Origin of the sequence: Cohnella sp. LGH (assembly GCF_017671885.1) — a bacterium.
Classification (GTDB): domain Bacteria; phylum Bacillota; class Bacilli; order Paenibacillales; family Paenibacillaceae; genus Cohnella; species Cohnella phaseoli.
In genome coordinates, this window is record NZ_CP072117.1 from 3756070 (window position 1) to 3771185 (window position 15116).

General features: G+C 49.7%; 20 protein-coding genes and 1 pseudogene. 11 read left to right on the forward strand and 10 right to left on the reverse strand.

Annotation, left to right across the window (positions count from 1 at the left end; translation table 11 throughout):
- Positions 1-66 precede the first annotated feature (66 nt).
- The gene (locus J4772_RS15990) at positions 67-258 is read left to right on the forward strand and encodes a hypothetical protein (protein WP_116059680.1); all 192 of its coding nucleotides are present in this window, start codon (positions 67-69) and stop codon (positions 256-258) included.
- Positions 259-292: 34 nt separating this feature from the next.
- Here the strand turns inward: J4772_RS15990 and J4772_RS15995 are convergent, their stop codons facing one another.
- Positions 293-1198, reverse strand: a complete 906-nt coding sequence (locus J4772_RS15995; protein ID WP_209076106.1) for a LysR family transcriptional regulator — start codon at positions 1196-1198, stop codon at positions 293-295.
- Positions 1199-1372: 174 nt separating this feature from the next.
- Between J4772_RS15995 and J4772_RS16000 the strand changes: the two genes are divergently transcribed.
- The 10 genes from J4772_RS16000 to J4772_RS16035 all read left to right on the forward strand — a co-directional run bounded on the left by J4772_RS16000 (position 1373) and on the right by J4772_RS16035 (position 9758).
- Positions 1373-2503, forward strand: coding sequence for an extracellular solute-binding protein (locus J4772_RS16000; RefSeq protein WP_209076108.1), 1131 nt, complete (start codon positions 1373-1375; stop codon positions 2501-2503).
- Positions 2504-2506: 3 nt separating this feature from the next.
- Positions 2507-4195 carry an ABC transporter permease gene (locus tag J4772_RS16005; protein WP_209076110.1) on the forward strand — a complete coding sequence of 563 codons (1689 nt, stop codon included), beginning with the start codon at positions 2507-2509 and terminating at the stop codon, positions 4193-4195.
- A complete protein-coding gene (locus tag J4772_RS16010) occupies positions 4192-5352 on the forward strand; it encodes an ABC transporter ATP-binding protein (RefSeq protein ID WP_209076111.1) in 1161 nt (386 codons plus the stop codon). Before J4772_RS16005 ends, J4772_RS16010 begins: the two co-directional genes overlap by 4 nt.
- 4 nt (positions 5353-5356) lie before the next feature.
- Positions 5357-6004 (forward strand): metallophosphoesterase, encoded by a 648-nt coding sequence (locus J4772_RS16015; protein WP_209076113.1) that lies wholly within the window; start codon positions 5357-5359, stop codon positions 6002-6004.
- Between the two features lie 75 nt (positions 6005-6079).
- Entirely contained in the window at positions 6080-6772 is a 693-nt protein-coding gene (locus J4772_RS16020) for an HAD family hydrolase (RefSeq protein ID WP_209076115.1), read from the forward strand.
- Between the two features lie 46 nt (positions 6773-6818).
- Positions 6819-7280 carry an SDR family NAD(P)-dependent oxidoreductase gene (locus J4772_RS16025; RefSeq protein ID WP_247741117.1) on the forward strand — a complete coding sequence of 154 codons (462 nt, stop codon included), beginning with the start codon at positions 6819-6821 and terminating at the stop codon, positions 7278-7280.
- Complete coding sequence (locus J4772_RS37035) at positions 7273-7461, forward strand: Rossmann-fold NAD(P)-binding domain-containing protein (protein ID WP_246016430.1); 189 nt, start codon at positions 7273-7275, stop codon at positions 7459-7461. The genes J4772_RS16025 and J4772_RS37035 overlap by 8 nt, the downstream gene beginning before the upstream one ends.
- Positions 7462-7553: 92 nt before the next feature.
- Positions 7554-8108, forward strand: a complete 555-nt coding sequence (locus J4772_RS16030; protein ID WP_209076117.1) for a GNAT family N-acetyltransferase — start codon at positions 7554-7556, stop codon at positions 8106-8108.
- A gap of 43 nt (positions 8109-8151) precedes the next feature.
- Positions 8152-8277, forward strand: a complete 126-nt coding sequence (locus tag J4772_RS37350; RefSeq protein WP_256442720.1) for a hypothetical protein — start codon at positions 8152-8154, stop codon at positions 8275-8277.
- Positions 8278-8399: 122 nt separating this feature from the next.
- Positions 8400-9758 (forward strand): IS4 family transposase, encoded by a 1359-nt coding sequence (locus J4772_RS16035; RefSeq protein WP_209071836.1) that lies wholly within the window; start codon positions 8400-8402, stop codon positions 9756-9758.
- On the opposite strand, the pseudogene J4772_RS37040 reads toward J4772_RS16035, so the two are convergent.
- The 9 genes and pseudogenes from J4772_RS37040 to J4772_RS16075 all read right to left on the reverse strand — a co-directional run.
- Positions 9759-9986: pseudogene (locus tag J4772_RS37040) on the reverse strand (shikimate kinase); the annotation flags it as partial.
- Positions 9987-10031: 45 nt separating this feature from the next.
- Entirely contained in the window at positions 10032-10502 is a 471-nt protein-coding gene (locus J4772_RS16040; RefSeq protein WP_209076118.1) for an NUDIX domain-containing protein, read from the reverse strand.
- Between the two features lie 53 nt (positions 10503-10555).
- Complete coding sequence (locus J4772_RS16045; protein WP_209076120.1) at positions 10556-11137, reverse strand: hypothetical protein; 582 nt, start codon at positions 11135-11137, stop codon at positions 10556-10558.
- Positions 11138-11222: 85 nt separating this feature from the next.
- Positions 11223-11780: a histidine phosphatase family protein gene (locus J4772_RS16050; protein ID WP_116059727.1), complete on the reverse strand. Its 558-nt coding sequence runs from the start codon at positions 11778-11780 to the stop codon at positions 11223-11225.
- A 107-nt stretch (positions 11781-11887) separates the two neighbouring features.
- Complete coding sequence (locus J4772_RS16055; RefSeq protein WP_209076122.1) at positions 11888-12307, reverse strand: GNAT family N-acetyltransferase; 420 nt, start codon at positions 12305-12307, stop codon at positions 11888-11890.
- Between the two features lie 34 nt (positions 12308-12341).
- Positions 12342-12863, reverse strand: a complete 522-nt coding sequence (locus J4772_RS16060; RefSeq protein WP_209077203.1) for a GNAT family N-acetyltransferase — start codon at positions 12861-12863, stop codon at positions 12342-12344.
- 173 nt (positions 12864-13036) lie between these two features.
- Positions 13037-13348 (reverse strand): GNAT family N-acetyltransferase, encoded by a 312-nt coding sequence (locus tag J4772_RS37560; RefSeq protein WP_209076124.1) that lies wholly within the window; start codon positions 13346-13348, stop codon positions 13037-13039.
- A gap of 421 nt (positions 13349-13769) precedes the next feature.
- Positions 13770-14093 (reverse strand): DUF3024 domain-containing protein, encoded by a 324-nt coding sequence (locus tag J4772_RS16070; protein WP_247741118.1) that lies wholly within the window; start codon positions 14091-14093, stop codon positions 13770-13772.
- A gap of 74 nt (positions 14094-14167) precedes the next feature.
- The gene (locus J4772_RS16075) at positions 14168-15103 is read right to left on the reverse strand and encodes an ADP-ribosylglycohydrolase family protein (RefSeq protein ID WP_247741119.1); all 936 of its coding nucleotides are present in this window, start codon (positions 15101-15103) and stop codon (positions 14168-14170) included.
- Between the last annotated feature and the right edge of the window lie 13 nt (positions 15104-15116).

The following is a 15116-nucleotide window of genomic DNA, read 5'->3' on the forward strand; positions in this document are numbered from 1 at the left end:
TGCCCCGACCGGGTACAAGCATTATTTTTACAAGAAAGATCTCTGAGCACATAGGGGGGATTGCGCATGGACGCTATACTCATCGCTACTGTATTGCTCTTGATTCTGCTGTTCATCGGTCAGAGCAGGAATGCCGTCCTACTGAAGAAAAAGCTGGAGAACGACGAAAGAATTATCAATCGTCTCGATCTAGTATTGCAGGAAATGAAGCGGAACAGCACCGACGGCAACAGCCCAGAGCGCGGAAATAAGCCGTAATCAAACGCAGCCGAAACCGAATCATCGTCCGGCGTCATTCCGCAAGAACGGACATGCTGGACCTGGCGAAGCTCAAAAACTGGCGCAAATGGGGGGACAACGTTTCCTCGTCCCGAAGCGCAAGACAGATGAACCGGTTATTGCGATAACGGGGAAGCGGACGCTGGATTAATTCGCCGGACTGCTTTTCCCGGATTGCGCTTCTCCATGGCAGCACGCCGATGCCCATATTGCACTTCAACCCCTCTTTGATCGTCTCGATCGCTCCCATCTCCATGGCCGAATCCAGTTTTAGTTCGACCTGCTCCGCCCATTCGTCGGTGAGCTGCCGCGAGGTCGTACCGGACTCATGCAGCAGAAACGTTTCCCGATGCAACTGCTCCACCGCGATTTCCTCGAAAGAAGCCAGCGGATGTTCGGGACATAGGAACAGTCTCAGCCCGTCCTCCGCCAACCTGTAGACAACAAGCCCTTCAGCGTCCTCCACTTTCTCGGGCAGCGATACGATCGCCGCATCGATCTCGTAATTACGCAGCATGGCCAGCGTCGATCTTGCTTTTTTGACGGTCAACAGAAGTTGCACGTCGGGATGCAGAACGCGGAACTGCGCCAGATACTTGGGGATAAAATAGGTCGCGGGCGTGTGGCTTGCCCCGATTCGAAGTCTTCCGCCTTGTCGGTTCCTCAACTCGCTCATTCGTTCCTCGGCTTCATCCACCAGCGCGACAATCCGCCGGGCGTAGGGCAGAAGCTCGAATGCGTCGCTTGTCGGCCGGAAGCCCCGCGCGTTTTTGCGCCATAGCGTAAGTCCGAGCGTCTCTTCCAGCTTTCGCAGATGGAAGCTGACGGTGGGCTGCTTCAAGCCCAGCTGTTCGGCCGTCTCGATCAAAGTTTGGCCGTCGCATACCGACAAGAACACCTTTAACTGCTGCACGTTCATCGTATTCCCTCCGCTTCTTCGTTTCGAGTAATTATAGATATAATCTTTATTTATATCAATATAAATAGATTTATTTAACATAAATAGCGGGCGGAATTAACATCTCTTGTACAAACCGATGTTACTTTTTTAGTAGAGCATTTCACACTAGATTGGTGGAGGGTACAAGAGATTATGAAAAATACGAAAACGAAGTTGACGGGAATTTCACTGCTGCTGGCCATTGCGATGACGGTGATGTCGGCGTGCGGGGCTAACGGCAACAATGCAGCGAACAGCGGCGCTCAACCGACGGCGTCCTCTTCGGCAGAAACGGCGTCTCCGTCGGCCGAGACAACGCCCGCTAGCGAGGAGCCGACTCCCGAAACGCAAGACGAAGGCACGTTAACCGTATACCTGAACGATTTCGACGATATTATCGGTCCGATGTTCGAAGCGGCAACCGGACACAAAATCAACCTCGTCAAGGGCAATGGAGCGGAGATCATGTCCCGGATTCAAGCGGAGAAGGGCAATCCGCACTGGGACGTCGTCTGGCTGGATGCGATGCCGACCGTCTACGGCATGGGAGAGGATAACCAACTGCTGACGGACTGGGTGCCGGACAATGCAGCCAAGCTTAAGGATACGTATCAAGCTTACGTTCCAGCTAACAAGTCGTTCTATCCGACCGGCGCTCACGCTGCGGGAATCATCGTCTATAACACGAATGCGTACACGGCCGATCAGGCTCCCAACTCTTGGGACGACTTTGCGAAGCCGGAATTCAAGGGCGCGGTCGGCATGGCCGATCCGGCCATCGCAGCTCCCGCGTTCCCGTTCGTCGCACGTTTCTTCAGCGAGAAGCAGCTTGACGGCGGCAAAACCTTCTTCGATTCTCTGTTCGCCAACGGTTTGAAGGTATATCCGAAAAACCCTAACGTTGCAGCGGCGCTCAGCTCCGGGGAGATCAAAGCGGCAGCGCTGCAGGAATCCAATGCCTACGGTTTGGTGAATTCCGGCGAGCCGATCGGCATCATCTGGCCGGAAGACGGCGCTCCGGCTTCCGTACGCGTCGCCGCGATTCAGAAAAACACGAAAAACCCGAACGCGGCCAAGGCGTTCGTCAACTTCCTGCTCGACCCGGCCACTCAGCAGCAACTGATCGATCAAGGCGATGAGAGCTACTTCGAGCCTTCCGTTCCGGGCGTTAATCCGAAGGCGGATCGGGCGGCCGATGCCAACCTGGTTGCTGCAGACGCCGCATGGGCGTTCGAGCACGAAGCCGAGATCAAGCAATGGTTCGCCGACAAAGCGGTGAAGTAAGCCATGCTGAAGCCGAGGCTTAATCAGAATCGCCTCGGATGGTTTGTAAGTCTCGCCCTGTGCATTCTGGTCCTGTTCCCCTTGGCGGCAGTCATCGTTCAGGTGCTGCTGCCGGGGGTTTTCTTCGGAGATTGGAAGCTGGGAGACTTGCGGCTCTTGCTGGAGCTGTTTAACCGTCCGTTATGGCTGAAGTCGTTGGAAAATTCCGTGCTGCTGGCAAGCGGAACGACGCTGCTTGCTACGCTGCTCGGCGGCATGCTGGCTATGGCGCGAGCGACATGGCGTTTCCCGACCGCGCGCCTGCTCGATGCGGCTGTCTGGGGGCTGCTGATCACGCCCTCGTTTATTTTAGCGCAGGGGTGGGTCATGTTTGCCGCAGGCGGCGGCTTGGCCGTCAAGCTGCTGGGCTGGAGCTGGATTACGCCTGCCGTATTCCAGCCGGCGGGGCTGATCGTCGTTATGACGCTCAGCAAGTTTCCGCTCGCTTATTTAAGCGTTCATGCCGCGATGGAGTGGAAGGTGGAGCAGCTTGCCGAAGCGGCCAGACTGTGCGGCGCATCCGCATGGCGGGTCTGGCGCACTGTACAGGCGCCGCTGCTGCTGCCCGCGTTTCTGGCTGGCGCTGCGCTCGTGTTCATGGATACGGTCGGGGATTTCGGGCTGCCGGCTTCGATCGCCGCCGTCTACCGGTTCCCGACGCTTCCTTACTCGATTTATTCCGCGCTGTACACGTCGCCGATCCGCTTCGATATGGCCGGAGTGTTGTCCTTTTATCTGGTACTGCTCATATCGCTGGCGATGCTGCTGCAATTTTACGTCATGCGGCGTTCGCGCTTCGATTTTCTGTCGGCGCGCGCTATCCCGTCTGAACCGAAGCCTGCCGGCCGGATGACGCCGCTCCTGACGATCGGCAACCTGTTGTTCCTCCTTGTCGTAGTCGGCATTCCGATCGGCACGAACGTGCTGATGTCGCTGTTCCGGACGCAATCCGGCGGGTTCACGCTCGACAATCTGACGTTCACGCATTACGTCTCGCTGTTTGCGGACCACAGCCAGCTGTTAGCGGGATTGGGCCGGTCCTTGCTCATCGCTTCCGTCTCCGCACTGGCGGGGCTCGCGCTGGGCGTCGCGGTGGCGTTCGTGCTCACCTACTCCCGTTTCCGCTTTAAGCGCTGGATCGAAGTGATGTCGCTCGTTACGCTGGCCGTTCCGGGCGTCGTGCTGGGCATCGGCTACATTTTCGTCTGGAATCAAGCCTGGCTCGAATCGATCGGATTGCTGCTGTACGGCAAGCCGGCTATTCTCGTGCTTGCTTCCGTCGCGGGCGCCGTTCCCGTCATTACGAGAATTATGGTGGGCGCGATGGCGAAGGTGCCGGGTACGCTGCTCGACGCGGCGCAGATGCAAGGAGGCTCCTTGCTGAACCGCGTAAGGCTCATTCTGGCTCCGCTCATTCGCGGCGCGTTGCTGTCGGCGGCTCTCGCCGCTTTCGGCTCAAGCGTATTCGACCTGGCGGTAAATGCGATTTTGTTCCCGCCGAACTTCTTTACGCTTCCGGTTTCGATCAACAAAGCTTTCGAGGATTTGAACTTCGGCTATGCGTCCGCAGCCACAATGCTGGGCGGAGGAACTGTTATTCTGATTATTCTGCTGCTGGAGATGCTCCTGCGGCGAAAGGTGGCCCGCACATGAACGGAGCTTCTCGCGAACGACCGCTTCTGGAAATTAAAGACGTTGCCAAGCGCTACGAATCCCATCAAGCGCTGGGGGGCGTCTCTCTCGATATGCGCAAAGGAGAAATCATCAGTGTCCTGGGACCGTCCGGCTGCGGCAAATCGACGCTGCTGCAGCTCATAGCCGGACTCGCCCTTCCGGACGGCGGCGAAATCCTGCTTGAAGGTGCAGTGATCTCCTCCTCTCGCGGCATGCAGCCGCCGGAGAAGCGGGGAGTCAACATGGTGTTTCAAGATTATGCGCTTTGGCCGCATTTGAGCGTGTTCGACAACATTGCATACGGGCTGAAGAACCGGCGCATGGATCGCGCCGACATCCGCAAACGCGTCGGCGAATTGCTGGAGATGCTGCAGCTTGTCGGACTGGAGAAGCGGCTTCCGCCGCAGTTGTCCGGCGGTCAGCAGCAGCGGGTCGCGATCGCGCGCGCATTGGCGACGCAGCCCCGGCTTCTGCTGCTCGACGAGCCGCTGTCCAATCTCGACATGCGGCTGAGAATTGAAATGCGCACCGAAATGGCCTATTTGTTCCGGCATCTCGGCACAAGCGTGTTTCATGTGACGCACGATCCGGAGGAAGCGTTCGCCATGGCCGACCGGCTGCTCATTATGCGCAGCGGCGCGGTCGATCAGATCGGGACTCCGGCCGATTGCTACGCGCTGCCCGCGAGTCGTTGGGCCGCTTCGCTGCTTGGCGCGATCAACCGGATCGAAGGGACGATCGTCCGAACGGCTCGCGGCGTCGGTCTGAGAAGCGGCTCGATTGTGATCGAGGGAGTAGGAGCCGAAGCTGTCGCCGAAGGCAGCGAAGCGGAGCTGCTCTTTCGTCCGGACGACGTCGTCTTTCACGGTTCCGGCGAAGCGGAGATTACCGTTGCCGCCGAGACGGCCGCAGCTTATGAAGGTGGCCGGCGGCAGGGAGACGATCGGACGACGTTTGGTCTGACCGTGCGGCACAGCACCTTCGAAGGCAAACGGTGGCGCATCGTCGCCAATACCGATGCCGGACAGAAGCTCTATCTGCTTGGAGAGCGGCAGTTGCCGCCGGGGACGCCTATTACCGTCTCGCTGCCCAGATCCGCAGCTTACATCTACGACAAGTCGCAGGAAAGGGGTTAATCCGTTGAGCATTTCCCAACGTCCCCGTTTGTTAGCCGTATCGGATATACATGGACACGAAGAAGGTCTGTTGCTGCTGCTCGATACGGCCGGCTATAAAGCGGGGGAGGACCGGCTGGTGCTGCTAGGAGATTACGTGAACGAAGAGCCGGAATCCTGGGACACCTTGAGAACGATTAAGAAACTGTCCGATCAAGGAGCCGTAGCGCTCCCCGGCAACACCGACCTGATGGTGGCGGGGGTGGATACAGCTCCCGCGCAGCTTGCGCCGCTGCTGGAATGGTTGAAGTCTCTTCCCTCTTATTGGATCGCGGACGATTATCTGTTTGTACACGCCGGCATCCGTCCGGGAATTCCGCTCGACCAGCAATCGCTGCGAGATCTGACGGAGATCCGCGAGCCGTTCTGGAGGGAAACCGTTGACGTTCCGTACACCGTTATTTTCGGTCACACGCCCACCTACAAGCTCGGCGCAGAAATCGGGCGAATCTGGTGCGATGCCGGACGATTAGGCATTGACACTGGGGCAAAACACGGCCAGCGCCTGACGCTGCTGGATGTCGGGCAGCGGCGGTGCTACTCCTGCTCGACCTCTCCGCTGAATCTATACCAAGACATTCGCGTCGATTTCGTGTATAATTCTGGAAGATAACTCAAACGAACATGACCCTGCCTAAGATAGGAGCTATCTATGGCGGGGTCTTGTCTATTGACGGGAGGGGAGAGTATGTACAAAGCGATCATTTTCGACTTGGACAATACGCTGCTGGATTATTCGTTCAGCGAACTGGACGCCATGAAGCGAACGCTTGCCGATCATCGCCTGTTTGTGGATGAAGAGGAGCAATGGGAAGCGTTCTGGACCATTTTCTCACAGCATAACCTCCGGCACTGGATGGATTTCGTCAACAATCGCGGCCCTCACAGATCGATTCAAGACGTGTTAATCAGTTCCTTCCGCGACTCGCTCGAAGCTGACGCGTCCCAGCACGAACGGCTTACGGCGTCCTACTGGGACTATTTTTGCAACACTTGTTATTTCGAAAACGGCGCGAGAGACGTACTCGATTTTGCGAGAGCTCGCTATAAGCTGGGCATCATCTCCAACGGAATCGGCGAAGCCCAGAGACTCAGGCTCGCCGCGGGGGAAATTTTCAACCTATTCCATTCGGTCGTCGTATCGGACGAAGTGGGCATCCGCAAGCCGCGGAAAGAGATTTTCGAATACGCCCTGGAGGAGCTGCGTCTCGCTCCGCGTGACGTTCTCTTTGTTGGCGATTCGTTAACCGACGATTATGAAGGAGCCCGTAATGCCGGCATCGACTTCTGCTTCTACAACAGGGGGAAGAAAGAGCTCGTGGATTCGCACAGTCCGAAGTACGTGATTAGGGAAATGCGCGAATTGCTGGAATGTCTTTAAGCGAGAAAATGTAAGGATGATCTGTAAAACAGGAGAGTGCGACGGGATGGGTCAAGGACACTTTATCATTACGGGGACATCCAGAGGAATTGGCCGTCGATTGGCAGAACTGCTCTTGGAAAGAGGCGACTACGTATATGGAATCTCTAGAGGGCCGGTCGGCGAGCTGGAACGATACGAACGTTATCTTCATAAGCGGTTCGATCTGAGCGAAGTGGATGAGCTTGAGCCGTTGCTTGACCACTTTGTCGGCCGTATCGATACGTCCGATACAAATATGGTTTGTCTAATTAACAACGCTGCAGTACTTGAGCCGCTGAAGCACGCCAAGCGTTGCAGCGCCAAGGAATTGAATCGCAGCTTGCAAACGAGTTTGCTAGCGCCTATGGTCCTCTCATCCCGATTTCTTAAGCTCACTGAAAGTTTTACCGCAAGACGTAAAATAATCAATATCTCTTCGGGATCGGGAACGTCGCCCATTCCCGGAATGAGCGCCGGGCATGGTTGACACGGATATGCAGACCGCGGCCAGAGGGCAGGATGAGCGTTTCTTTCAGATGGCGGCTTTTTTCCAGGAAGCCTATCGGGAGGGGCAATTAAAGACAACGGATGAAGTGGGGGAACGTCTCCTCTCCATTATCGATACAAGATATGAGTCGGGACAAATCCTTAACTGTCTGGACATTTAACCCGGAGGATAGACAGATGACTGACAGACCTCAGCTCGTTCTGGATGTGGCGGGCGTAATCATTAGATTGACCACATAGAGAGGAATGGCTAATGGAAATTAAGCGGCTCACAGCTTTGTCTGGAGAAGAGTTTCATGAGCTTGGCGTATTCGGATACACATCGATGCAGAAATACGAAGCGATAACTGAAGAGACGGAGGATGCCTTTCATCTTCGCTTGAGTTTGGTTCAGTTAAAAGCCCCCTTTATCAAGCAAGAGTTAAATAATGACGAAGATATCGAGAACTACAGGAAAATGGTTAAGTTTGGCCACTCCCTCGGGCTGTACGCAGACGGTCGATTGGCTGCGCTGGCCATAACGGAACCGCAGACATGGAACAACACATTGATGATCTGGCATTTTCAAGTGCATGAGGGCTACAGGCGGCGGGGGTTCGGCCGGCAACTGCTTGGCGAAGTCGTCGAATTGGCTCGCCGGCGCGGTTTCAGGGCCGTAACGTTGGAAACGCAGAATACGAACAGCGCGGCGATCCGATTTTATCGGCAATGCGGTTTTACCATAGAAGGAATCGACCTTTCGCTGTACGCGAATCGGGGAACAGGCAGCGAAGAGATTGCTTTGTTTATGAGAAAAAATACGACCTAGAGCAAGCTCGTTACAACGGATGTCTTGCAGAGAGGGGCAAGCCATGAGTTCGATTAAAGCCGTTCTGTTCGATCTGGACAATACGATATTGGACCGAACGAGAACGTTCAGCAATTTTACACATGCTTTTATTTCTAACTCAACTTTCGCAGAGCACAAATCATCTTGAGAGCATGTCGTTGTAGTCTTTCAAGGTGATCAGGTATTGGGCTTGTAAATAGAAAAACACCGCTTCGTTTGCTAAAGTGAGAGTGTCGAGCAATCACTTCAACCGAAGAGGTGTCTACCCTAATGATAGCCCAACCATCCGAATTGAATCAACTGCCTAACGAACTAAAACCAGCGTTCCAAGAACTGAAAGTCATGCAGCATCTGCAACAAGCTGGATTTCGTAAACGCTTTGGCTTTAGCTGTGCCCGACTATTCCAACTTGTTTTCGTTTTGTTGTTCCATCAGAAAAACTGGTTTCGCCTGCTTGAGAGCCGCAAGGACGATTCCATGCCTGGCAAAGATGCGGTTTATCGCTTTCTCAATCATGCCGGCTTTGCATGGCGCCGATTTCTGACTTCGCTTAGCGTGGCTACCGTGAAGAAAGTGGATGCGCTGACGTCTGCGGATCGGGATGTCGTCTTCATCGTCGACGATTCGATGTTCGAACGCAATCGCAGTAAAGCCGTTGAGTTGCTCGCCAGGTTCAAAGATCATGCCACGGGTGCGTATTACAAAGGTTTCCGCATGCTGACGATGGGGTGGTCGGATGGTCATACGTTCTTACCCATGGACTTTGCGCTGCTAAGCTCTAGCAAGTCGGCAATCACCGGCATGAGCGAATCCATCGACAAACGAACACATGGTTACAAGCGCCGGAAGGAAGCACTTCTGTCGGCTCCTCAAGTCGTTGCGTCCATGCTGGATCGCGCCTTGGCAGCCGGAGCAACCGCCTCTTATGTCTTGATGGACAGTTGGTTCACGCACGCGCCGCTCATTCGCGAAGTCGTCTCCCGCGGACTCGATGTGATCGGCATGGTCAAGAACGACAATAAACGATTCCTTGTGCAAGGCCAGAAGCTGTCGCTTAAAGAGCTTTACTTAGCAGCCGCACCTGTAGCGAGCCAGAAGCGCAGTATTCTCCGCTCGATCCGAACGGAGCTGGCTTGCGGTACGCCGGTGCATGTGGTGTTTGTTCGCAACCGCTCGAAGAAAAATGATTGGCTCGCCGTTTTGACGACCGATTTGACGCTCTGTGTAGAGGACGTCATCCGAATTTACGCCATTCGCTGGGACATTGAGGTTTTCTTCAAATGCACCAAGTCGCTGCTTCGTTTGCAAAAGGAGTTTCAAGGCCGCTCTTATGATTTGCTGATCAGCCATACGACAATTGTCTTCTCACGCTACCTTCTACTAGCCTGGCAGCATCGGCAAAGCACTGATGCACGTACGTTCGGCGGTTTGTTTTATGTGCTGTGCGACGAAGTCGGCACACTGGATTGGACAGTCGCCTTACAACAACTGCTCGATCTTGTCAGCGAAATCGCCACGAAAGCAGGAAAGAGGCTTTCAGTTTTGATTCAGCGTCAACTTCAGCAATGGATTGCCAGTCTGCCCAGCTACATCAAGGCTTGTTTGCCAATTTCATGCTGCGAAAGTTGAGTAAGTAAAAATAAGCCCATATTGATTACTATTAGCGAAAGCTTCAAAAAACTCTCTCCTTAAAAGGTTGGCCAACCTCCATGTCTCGCTGCCGAAACCAAAAAAGGGATGAAATAGTTCGATAGACATGTGATTATGGAACAGCTTTAACTCCGTTATTTTCGTCAACTCGTGACCGATCGTCATTTTCCCAACAGCCTGAGGGCCAAACACTAAGACGAACTTCAATCCAGTCACTCCCCATATTACATCTCTTTGCGCCGATTTCCGTATTCACGATCCGTATTTCTTTAATCTGCATTCCTCAATTAGCTCGATATTTCTCTTGTTTTTCGCGTATTCCTTTATTTCATCCTTAATGTTCGGATAGAGTACGATCTCTTCTAATTTCTCTAGTTCAATCCATTTTACATTTGTTTGATTGAGGTCCGGTTTCTCGGGCAATGAAGGGCGACCGCTCGTAATTCGACATTCAAACATTAAACTTAAGCTATGTCCTTTTCCGTAAATATAAGAATTAAAATGCGGAGCATATTCATAAGCAAAAGCCAAAGGCCCAACCTCTACTTCGACATTGGCCTCTTCTCGTGCTTCGCGTTTTACCGCTTCAATAATCGACTCTCCCGGTTCGGCTCCCCCGGCAGGCAAATTAAAATGAAGTCCATTTTCATCATCAAATTCCACTAACAGAATCGAGTTCTTCTCTATAATTAGCGCACATGCCCTTACTCTAATGTGGTACACCGGTCAACCTCCAAAATTGATTCCTTCTATTCCGGCCTTTCCTTACCCATCCTTCATTTCTTATTCCAAGCGTTCAAATACAGATTCGTTAATGTAATTTGTAGTTTTCCCGCTCCATCTGAAGTTTTTAAAGGATAGATGGAGAAAGAGAAATCATCTCCATCTCTATAGTTCAATCCGCTCATTCCAGTTCCCGATACCGAGTAATTTGTAGAATCGTCCTCTGCAGTCATTACCGCAGACATTTCACTGGCAAATGAAATGTTATTCACTGTATAATGTCGCACTCCAGAAATTAGCGTTGCCCCATTGAGGGAATAATGCCCCATCGATCTGAAACTAATCGTTATACTGTCATTTATTGTTTTCTCAACGGAAGCAACTACAATTTTATGAGTACCGTCATTATAAAGCTCTTTGCCCCTATTGCTATTCAAATCTGAAAGATCAATAGATAAAGAGTGACGACCTTGTATTTTGTGACCCTCTCTATCACTATACTTTTCTGTATTATTTGCAATATATGCGATTCCGTCTTTCCATAATCCAAGTAGTCCAACTTGCCATAAGACGATCAGAGCAATAATGCATAATAAGAGTAAAAGTGAACTCAAACTTTTTAGCTTTTTATTCATTTGCTCTCCCCTCAAATATATCCATCCCCTACAGTTGCCCAATGGATATATAAATTCGTTCACTATTCATGAGACGGCCTCCAAGCTACATCCACATTCTCTTTACTTCAATGAGTCTTTTCCCTTCAACTCTCACCTTGTAAATATCAGGCATTGTCATCGATTTCCAAAAAGCATACCCGTATCGTTGATCAAAGTAATTCAACATCAGTGTCATAATGTCGCCGTGTGTTCCAATTGCAATTTTCTTGCCTCTAGAGATTTCAATATGCCTTGTTATGACCTCCATCGCTCTCTTCTGTGCAGCCTCACTTGACTCTCCGCCTGGATAAGATTCGTTAAAGTCTTCGTATACAACACGTTTTGCCTCCCAAAATGATGCTGGAGCAAAGTCGCCGATTGTTCTTTCCCGCAAATCCTCCTCTAAATGTATCTCTCTACATTGTTCTTCCGCCAATAAACGAATCGTCTCTATCGCTCTCTCATATGGACTTGAGACAAATATGTCGATGTTTTGGGACCTTAAAATATCACTAACCTTCCGTGCATCCTTCATTCCTTGTTCAGATAAACCTCTAGTTCTTTCTCTACCTTCTTCGTAAACAGACTCTGCATGTCTGACAAAATACAGTATTGTTTCCACTACGGCCAAGTCACCACTTTTGTTTCAGTTTATCTATGACTTCATTCAGTTCAATGAATGCCATTCTATCTACGCTTTAATATCGGAGCTTTAAATTGGGTATGCCCTTAAATTTCTTTAGCAAAAAACAACTCTCCAATATCCCCGTCATTGATTCCATTTATGATTCCGCATTCCTGAAACCCCATTTTCCTATGCCACTTTTGAGGATCAGACTCATTTGCTTGAGAAGAGCTGTATATTTTCTTCATCCCTTTTTTCCTTAAGTGCGCTTGAGCAAACTCTAGAAGCCCTTTTCCCAGGCCGTTGCCCCTATAATCAGGATGAACAATGATAAGCCCAAGATATGGATACTTAGACCACAAATACTCTAGCCTGAGATATCCAACTAAGTCAGCCTTATTCTTGGCTATAATGATTTCTTGATTTTGTAATTTCCACAATAAAAGGTGAGGTGGCACATGTTGATCCCCATTGCTTACATCTTTCAAATCGTTAATATCTCCAAATCTAATTGTGATGGACATCCGCATATGGCTCCCTATTTCAACTATATTGTTCTTAAGTTCTAATCCAGTATCGCTTAATTACATTGCCGTCTTCTTCAAGAAAATCAACGTCGGAAATACCGCCATTTCGGATAATCGTTCTTTCGGATGCTATATTCCCCTTATCACAAACCACTAATGCTTGATCTATTCCTAACTTCTTAGCTTCTACTAACGCTAATTTTAGCAACTGCGTCGCGTAGCCTTTTCTTCGTTCAGACGGTCGTATTCCGTAACCGATATGTCCGCCCCTATCCATTAAAAATTTAGTCAATTTATGCCTAATATTTACTGCTCCTACGATCCTGTGATCGTCAGCAACCAACCAGAAGGTTGAATCGGGAACCCAGCCCTCCTGCAGATTCACTCCGTTCTCATGATCTTCAAGCCATCTGATCATCTGCTCAAAATCTGAAGGGTCTCTGCTCACGACCCATGGAACTATATCTTCCCCGCTATCTATCCATTCTTGATAGAAATCCAAATATTCATCCTTCAAATTTATTGAAGGTCTCGACAAATAAATATTCTCCATTGATTTAGCCTCCAAACTTCCCGTCAAAATCAAAAACCCCCTGCTTCAACAGGTCCTCCCCACAGAACACCTCATTCTACAATCGTTACAAAATCCTGCGGGTTAGACCGGATAAAGGTACTGATTTTTTTACCATTTGGCAAGCAGATCTCCTGCCGAACAATGGACATCTCCTATCTTGCTATGGAGTAAAACCATTCGCCATTACAATGACTGAATTCTTGAGGTAAATCCTTTAGAATATGTTCGAAGCGAAAACCTAGTTTTTCAATGATCCTCTTCGAGGCGATAAACGATTTCATGGCCTCGAAGGCATACCCTTTACCCCAATGATCCCGTCCAATCAGGTAATACACTTCCTTGTCTGGTTTACTAAGATCAACGGTGCCAATCCCGCACCAGCCGATAACCTGATTCGTTTCCTTCAAAATAATCGCAAATGAATACTTAAATTCGCCTTCATAGCTTACCTCGTAACTCTCCATCAGCCATTGAAAAAGGCCTTGATATTCCTCATAGGAAAGAACATCGAATCATCGAATTCAAGAAAATGATAAAGCTCTTTGTCCTGCATTAACCGATACGAAGGTTCTAAATCATTCGCATTATAGGGGCGAATAATCAATCGTTTCGTTTCTATCAATAAATTTTTAACCATCTAGCTGTTCCTCGCTTTGCAAAAATCTCTTAATGGCCGTTAGTTCACAAGCTTTTATTTGGTATTATAACCCATGTTTTCAAAATGCGCTCTCCTTATAAACGAAAAATCGTATAATTAGACGAATAATAGATACTCATCTGAATCATACGATTAGACAAACCTTATAGGCTGCTATGGTACTGCCGCTCCTGAGCTTCCTATGTACTGACCCGTTTCATGTGATGAGAAGCCATTGCCATCCTCGCCTAGGCCCAAAAAATATCATTTTCATCAATTTCCTTTAATTGCTTTTCGAAGTCCGTATCCGGCTCAATATCATCGACAAAATGCCATCTATTTTTACTATCTTGCCAATACACCTTCCACAATGCTTCTTCATTTCTGAGTTGAGCAATTGGGTATACAAATCGCCTCCCCATATAACCTGGTCTCTCCTGGCTTAACGTGACGGTTTTGCCCCTAAATTTATAATGAATCTGAACTTCATTTTTGAGATGTTTCGGGATTTTTTTATCTATATAATTTTGCAGTACTTTTTCTATTCTCTTTTTTGTAAAAGCATCTAGCACTTTCATCCCTCCGTAATTTAATAGTTCAACTATAAGATAAAGATGGTTGTCTGAATACTAAATTTTTCTCAAATTTAAATGTTAATACTGTTTTCAAATCTTCTGCACAATTCAACTATTTCATCGATTCGCGCAATCTGCTGTACCCACTCATCAGGGATACTCTCTATTCCATAAATCAGACCCGCCAATCCCCCTGTAACGGCCCCTGTTGTATCGGTATCTTCTCCTAAATTTATGGACTTTAATACCGCCTCTTTATAGCTGACCGACGTCAGTAAGCTCCACAAGCTCGCTTCCAAAGTGTGCACAACATATCCTGTGGAATGAATATCATTCACTTTAATGTCCGATAGGTCTTCATTAAGTATTCTTTCGAATTGAACAATCTCACTATGGCCGGAAAAATGTCTATTAACAACTAGCTTCATCTCGTTTATGCTGGTTTTCAAATCCAGCCCGTCGATTAAGTTGATGGCAACCTCTGTATAAATAACACATGCAATGATCGAGATAATATGACGATGTGTAATGGACGAAACCTGCGTGATCGCCGAAACACGTTCTTCAACATTTCTTTTTCGCAGCAGAAAGGCTAGAGGCAGAATTCTCATTAACGATCCATTTCCATTGCTGTATTCATCTTGGCCACCGGCGAAGTCCGGCCTAATCAACTCGTGATTCAGCCTATCAATCGCTTGCTTTGTGGCGATACCGACATCAAATACCTCTCCATACGGCGTCCAATATCCTTCCCATAACCACTTTTTGAATTTGTCGGCAATATCAAACAAATCAATTCGCTTACATTCGGCTATACTGTCCATTAAACAAAAAGTTAATGAACTATCATCAGACCAAGTACCAGGAGGTTGGTTGTACGTTCCATAGCCGATCATGTCTAAGACCGGTTGTCCTGACAGAGCTCCGCGCGACCTGAATTCTACGGGCACGCCGAGTGCATCACCGATACAAAGCCCAATTATTCCATTCATTATTTTTGAATTCAAAGGAAATCCCTCC

Excerpts from the sequence above, each read along its gene's own strand:
- J4772_RS16010 (WP_209076111.1), top strand. The coding sequence starts at position 4,192 with ATGAACGGAGCTTCTCGCGAACGACCGCTTCTGGAAATTAAAGACGTT.
- J4772_RS37350 (WP_256442720.1), top strand. The coding sequence starts at position 8,152 with ATGAGTTCGATTAAAGCCGTTCTGTTCGATCTGGACAATACGATATTG.
- J4772_RS15995 (WP_209076106.1), bottom strand. The coding sequence starts at position 1,198 with ATGAACGTGCAGCAGTTAAAGGTGTTCTTGTCGGTATGCGACGGCCAA.
- J4772_RS16055 (WP_209076122.1), bottom strand. The coding sequence starts at position 12,307 with ATGTCCATCACAATTAGATTTGGAGATATTAACGATTTGAAAGATGTA.
- J4772_RS16005 (WP_209076110.1), top strand. The coding sequence starts at position 2,507 with ATGCTGAAGCCGAGGCTTAATCAGAATCGCCTCGGATGGTTTGTAAGT.
- J4772_RS16020 (WP_209076115.1), top strand. The coding sequence starts at position 6,080 with ATGTACAAAGCGATCATTTTCGACTTGGACAATACGCTGCTGGATTAT.
- J4772_RS16030 (WP_209076117.1), top strand. The coding sequence starts at position 7,554 with ATGGAAATTAAGCGGCTCACAGCTTTGTCTGGAGAAGAGTTTCATGAG.
- J4772_RS15990 (WP_116059680.1), top strand. The coding sequence starts at position 67 with ATGGACGCTATACTCATCGCTACTGTATTGCTCTTGATTCTGCTGTTC.
- J4772_RS16045 (WP_209076120.1), bottom strand. The coding sequence starts at position 11,137 with ATGAATAAAAAGCTAAAAAGTTTGAGTTCACTTTTACTCTTATTATGC.
- J4772_RS16025 (WP_247741117.1), top strand. The coding sequence starts at position 6,819 with ATGGGTCAAGGACACTTTATCATTACGGGGACATCCAGAGGAATTGGC.
- J4772_RS16000 (WP_209076108.1), top strand. The coding sequence starts at position 1,373 with ATGAAAAATACGAAAACGAAGTTGACGGGAATTTCACTGCTGCTGGCC.
- J4772_RS37560 (WP_209076124.1), bottom strand. The coding sequence starts at position 13,348 with ATGGAGAGTTACGAGGTAAGCTATGAAGGCGAATTTAAGTATTCATTT.
- J4772_RS16060 (WP_209077203.1), bottom strand. The coding sequence starts at position 12,863 with ATGGAGAATATTTATTTGTCGAGACCTTCAATAAATTTGAAGGATGAA.
- J4772_RS16035 (WP_209071836.1), top strand. The coding sequence starts at position 8,400 with ATGATAGCCCAACCATCCGAATTGAATCAACTGCCTAACGAACTAAAA.
- J4772_RS37035 (WP_246016430.1), top strand. The coding sequence starts at position 7,273 with ATGGTTGACACGGATATGCAGACCGCGGCCAGAGGGCAGGATGAGCGT.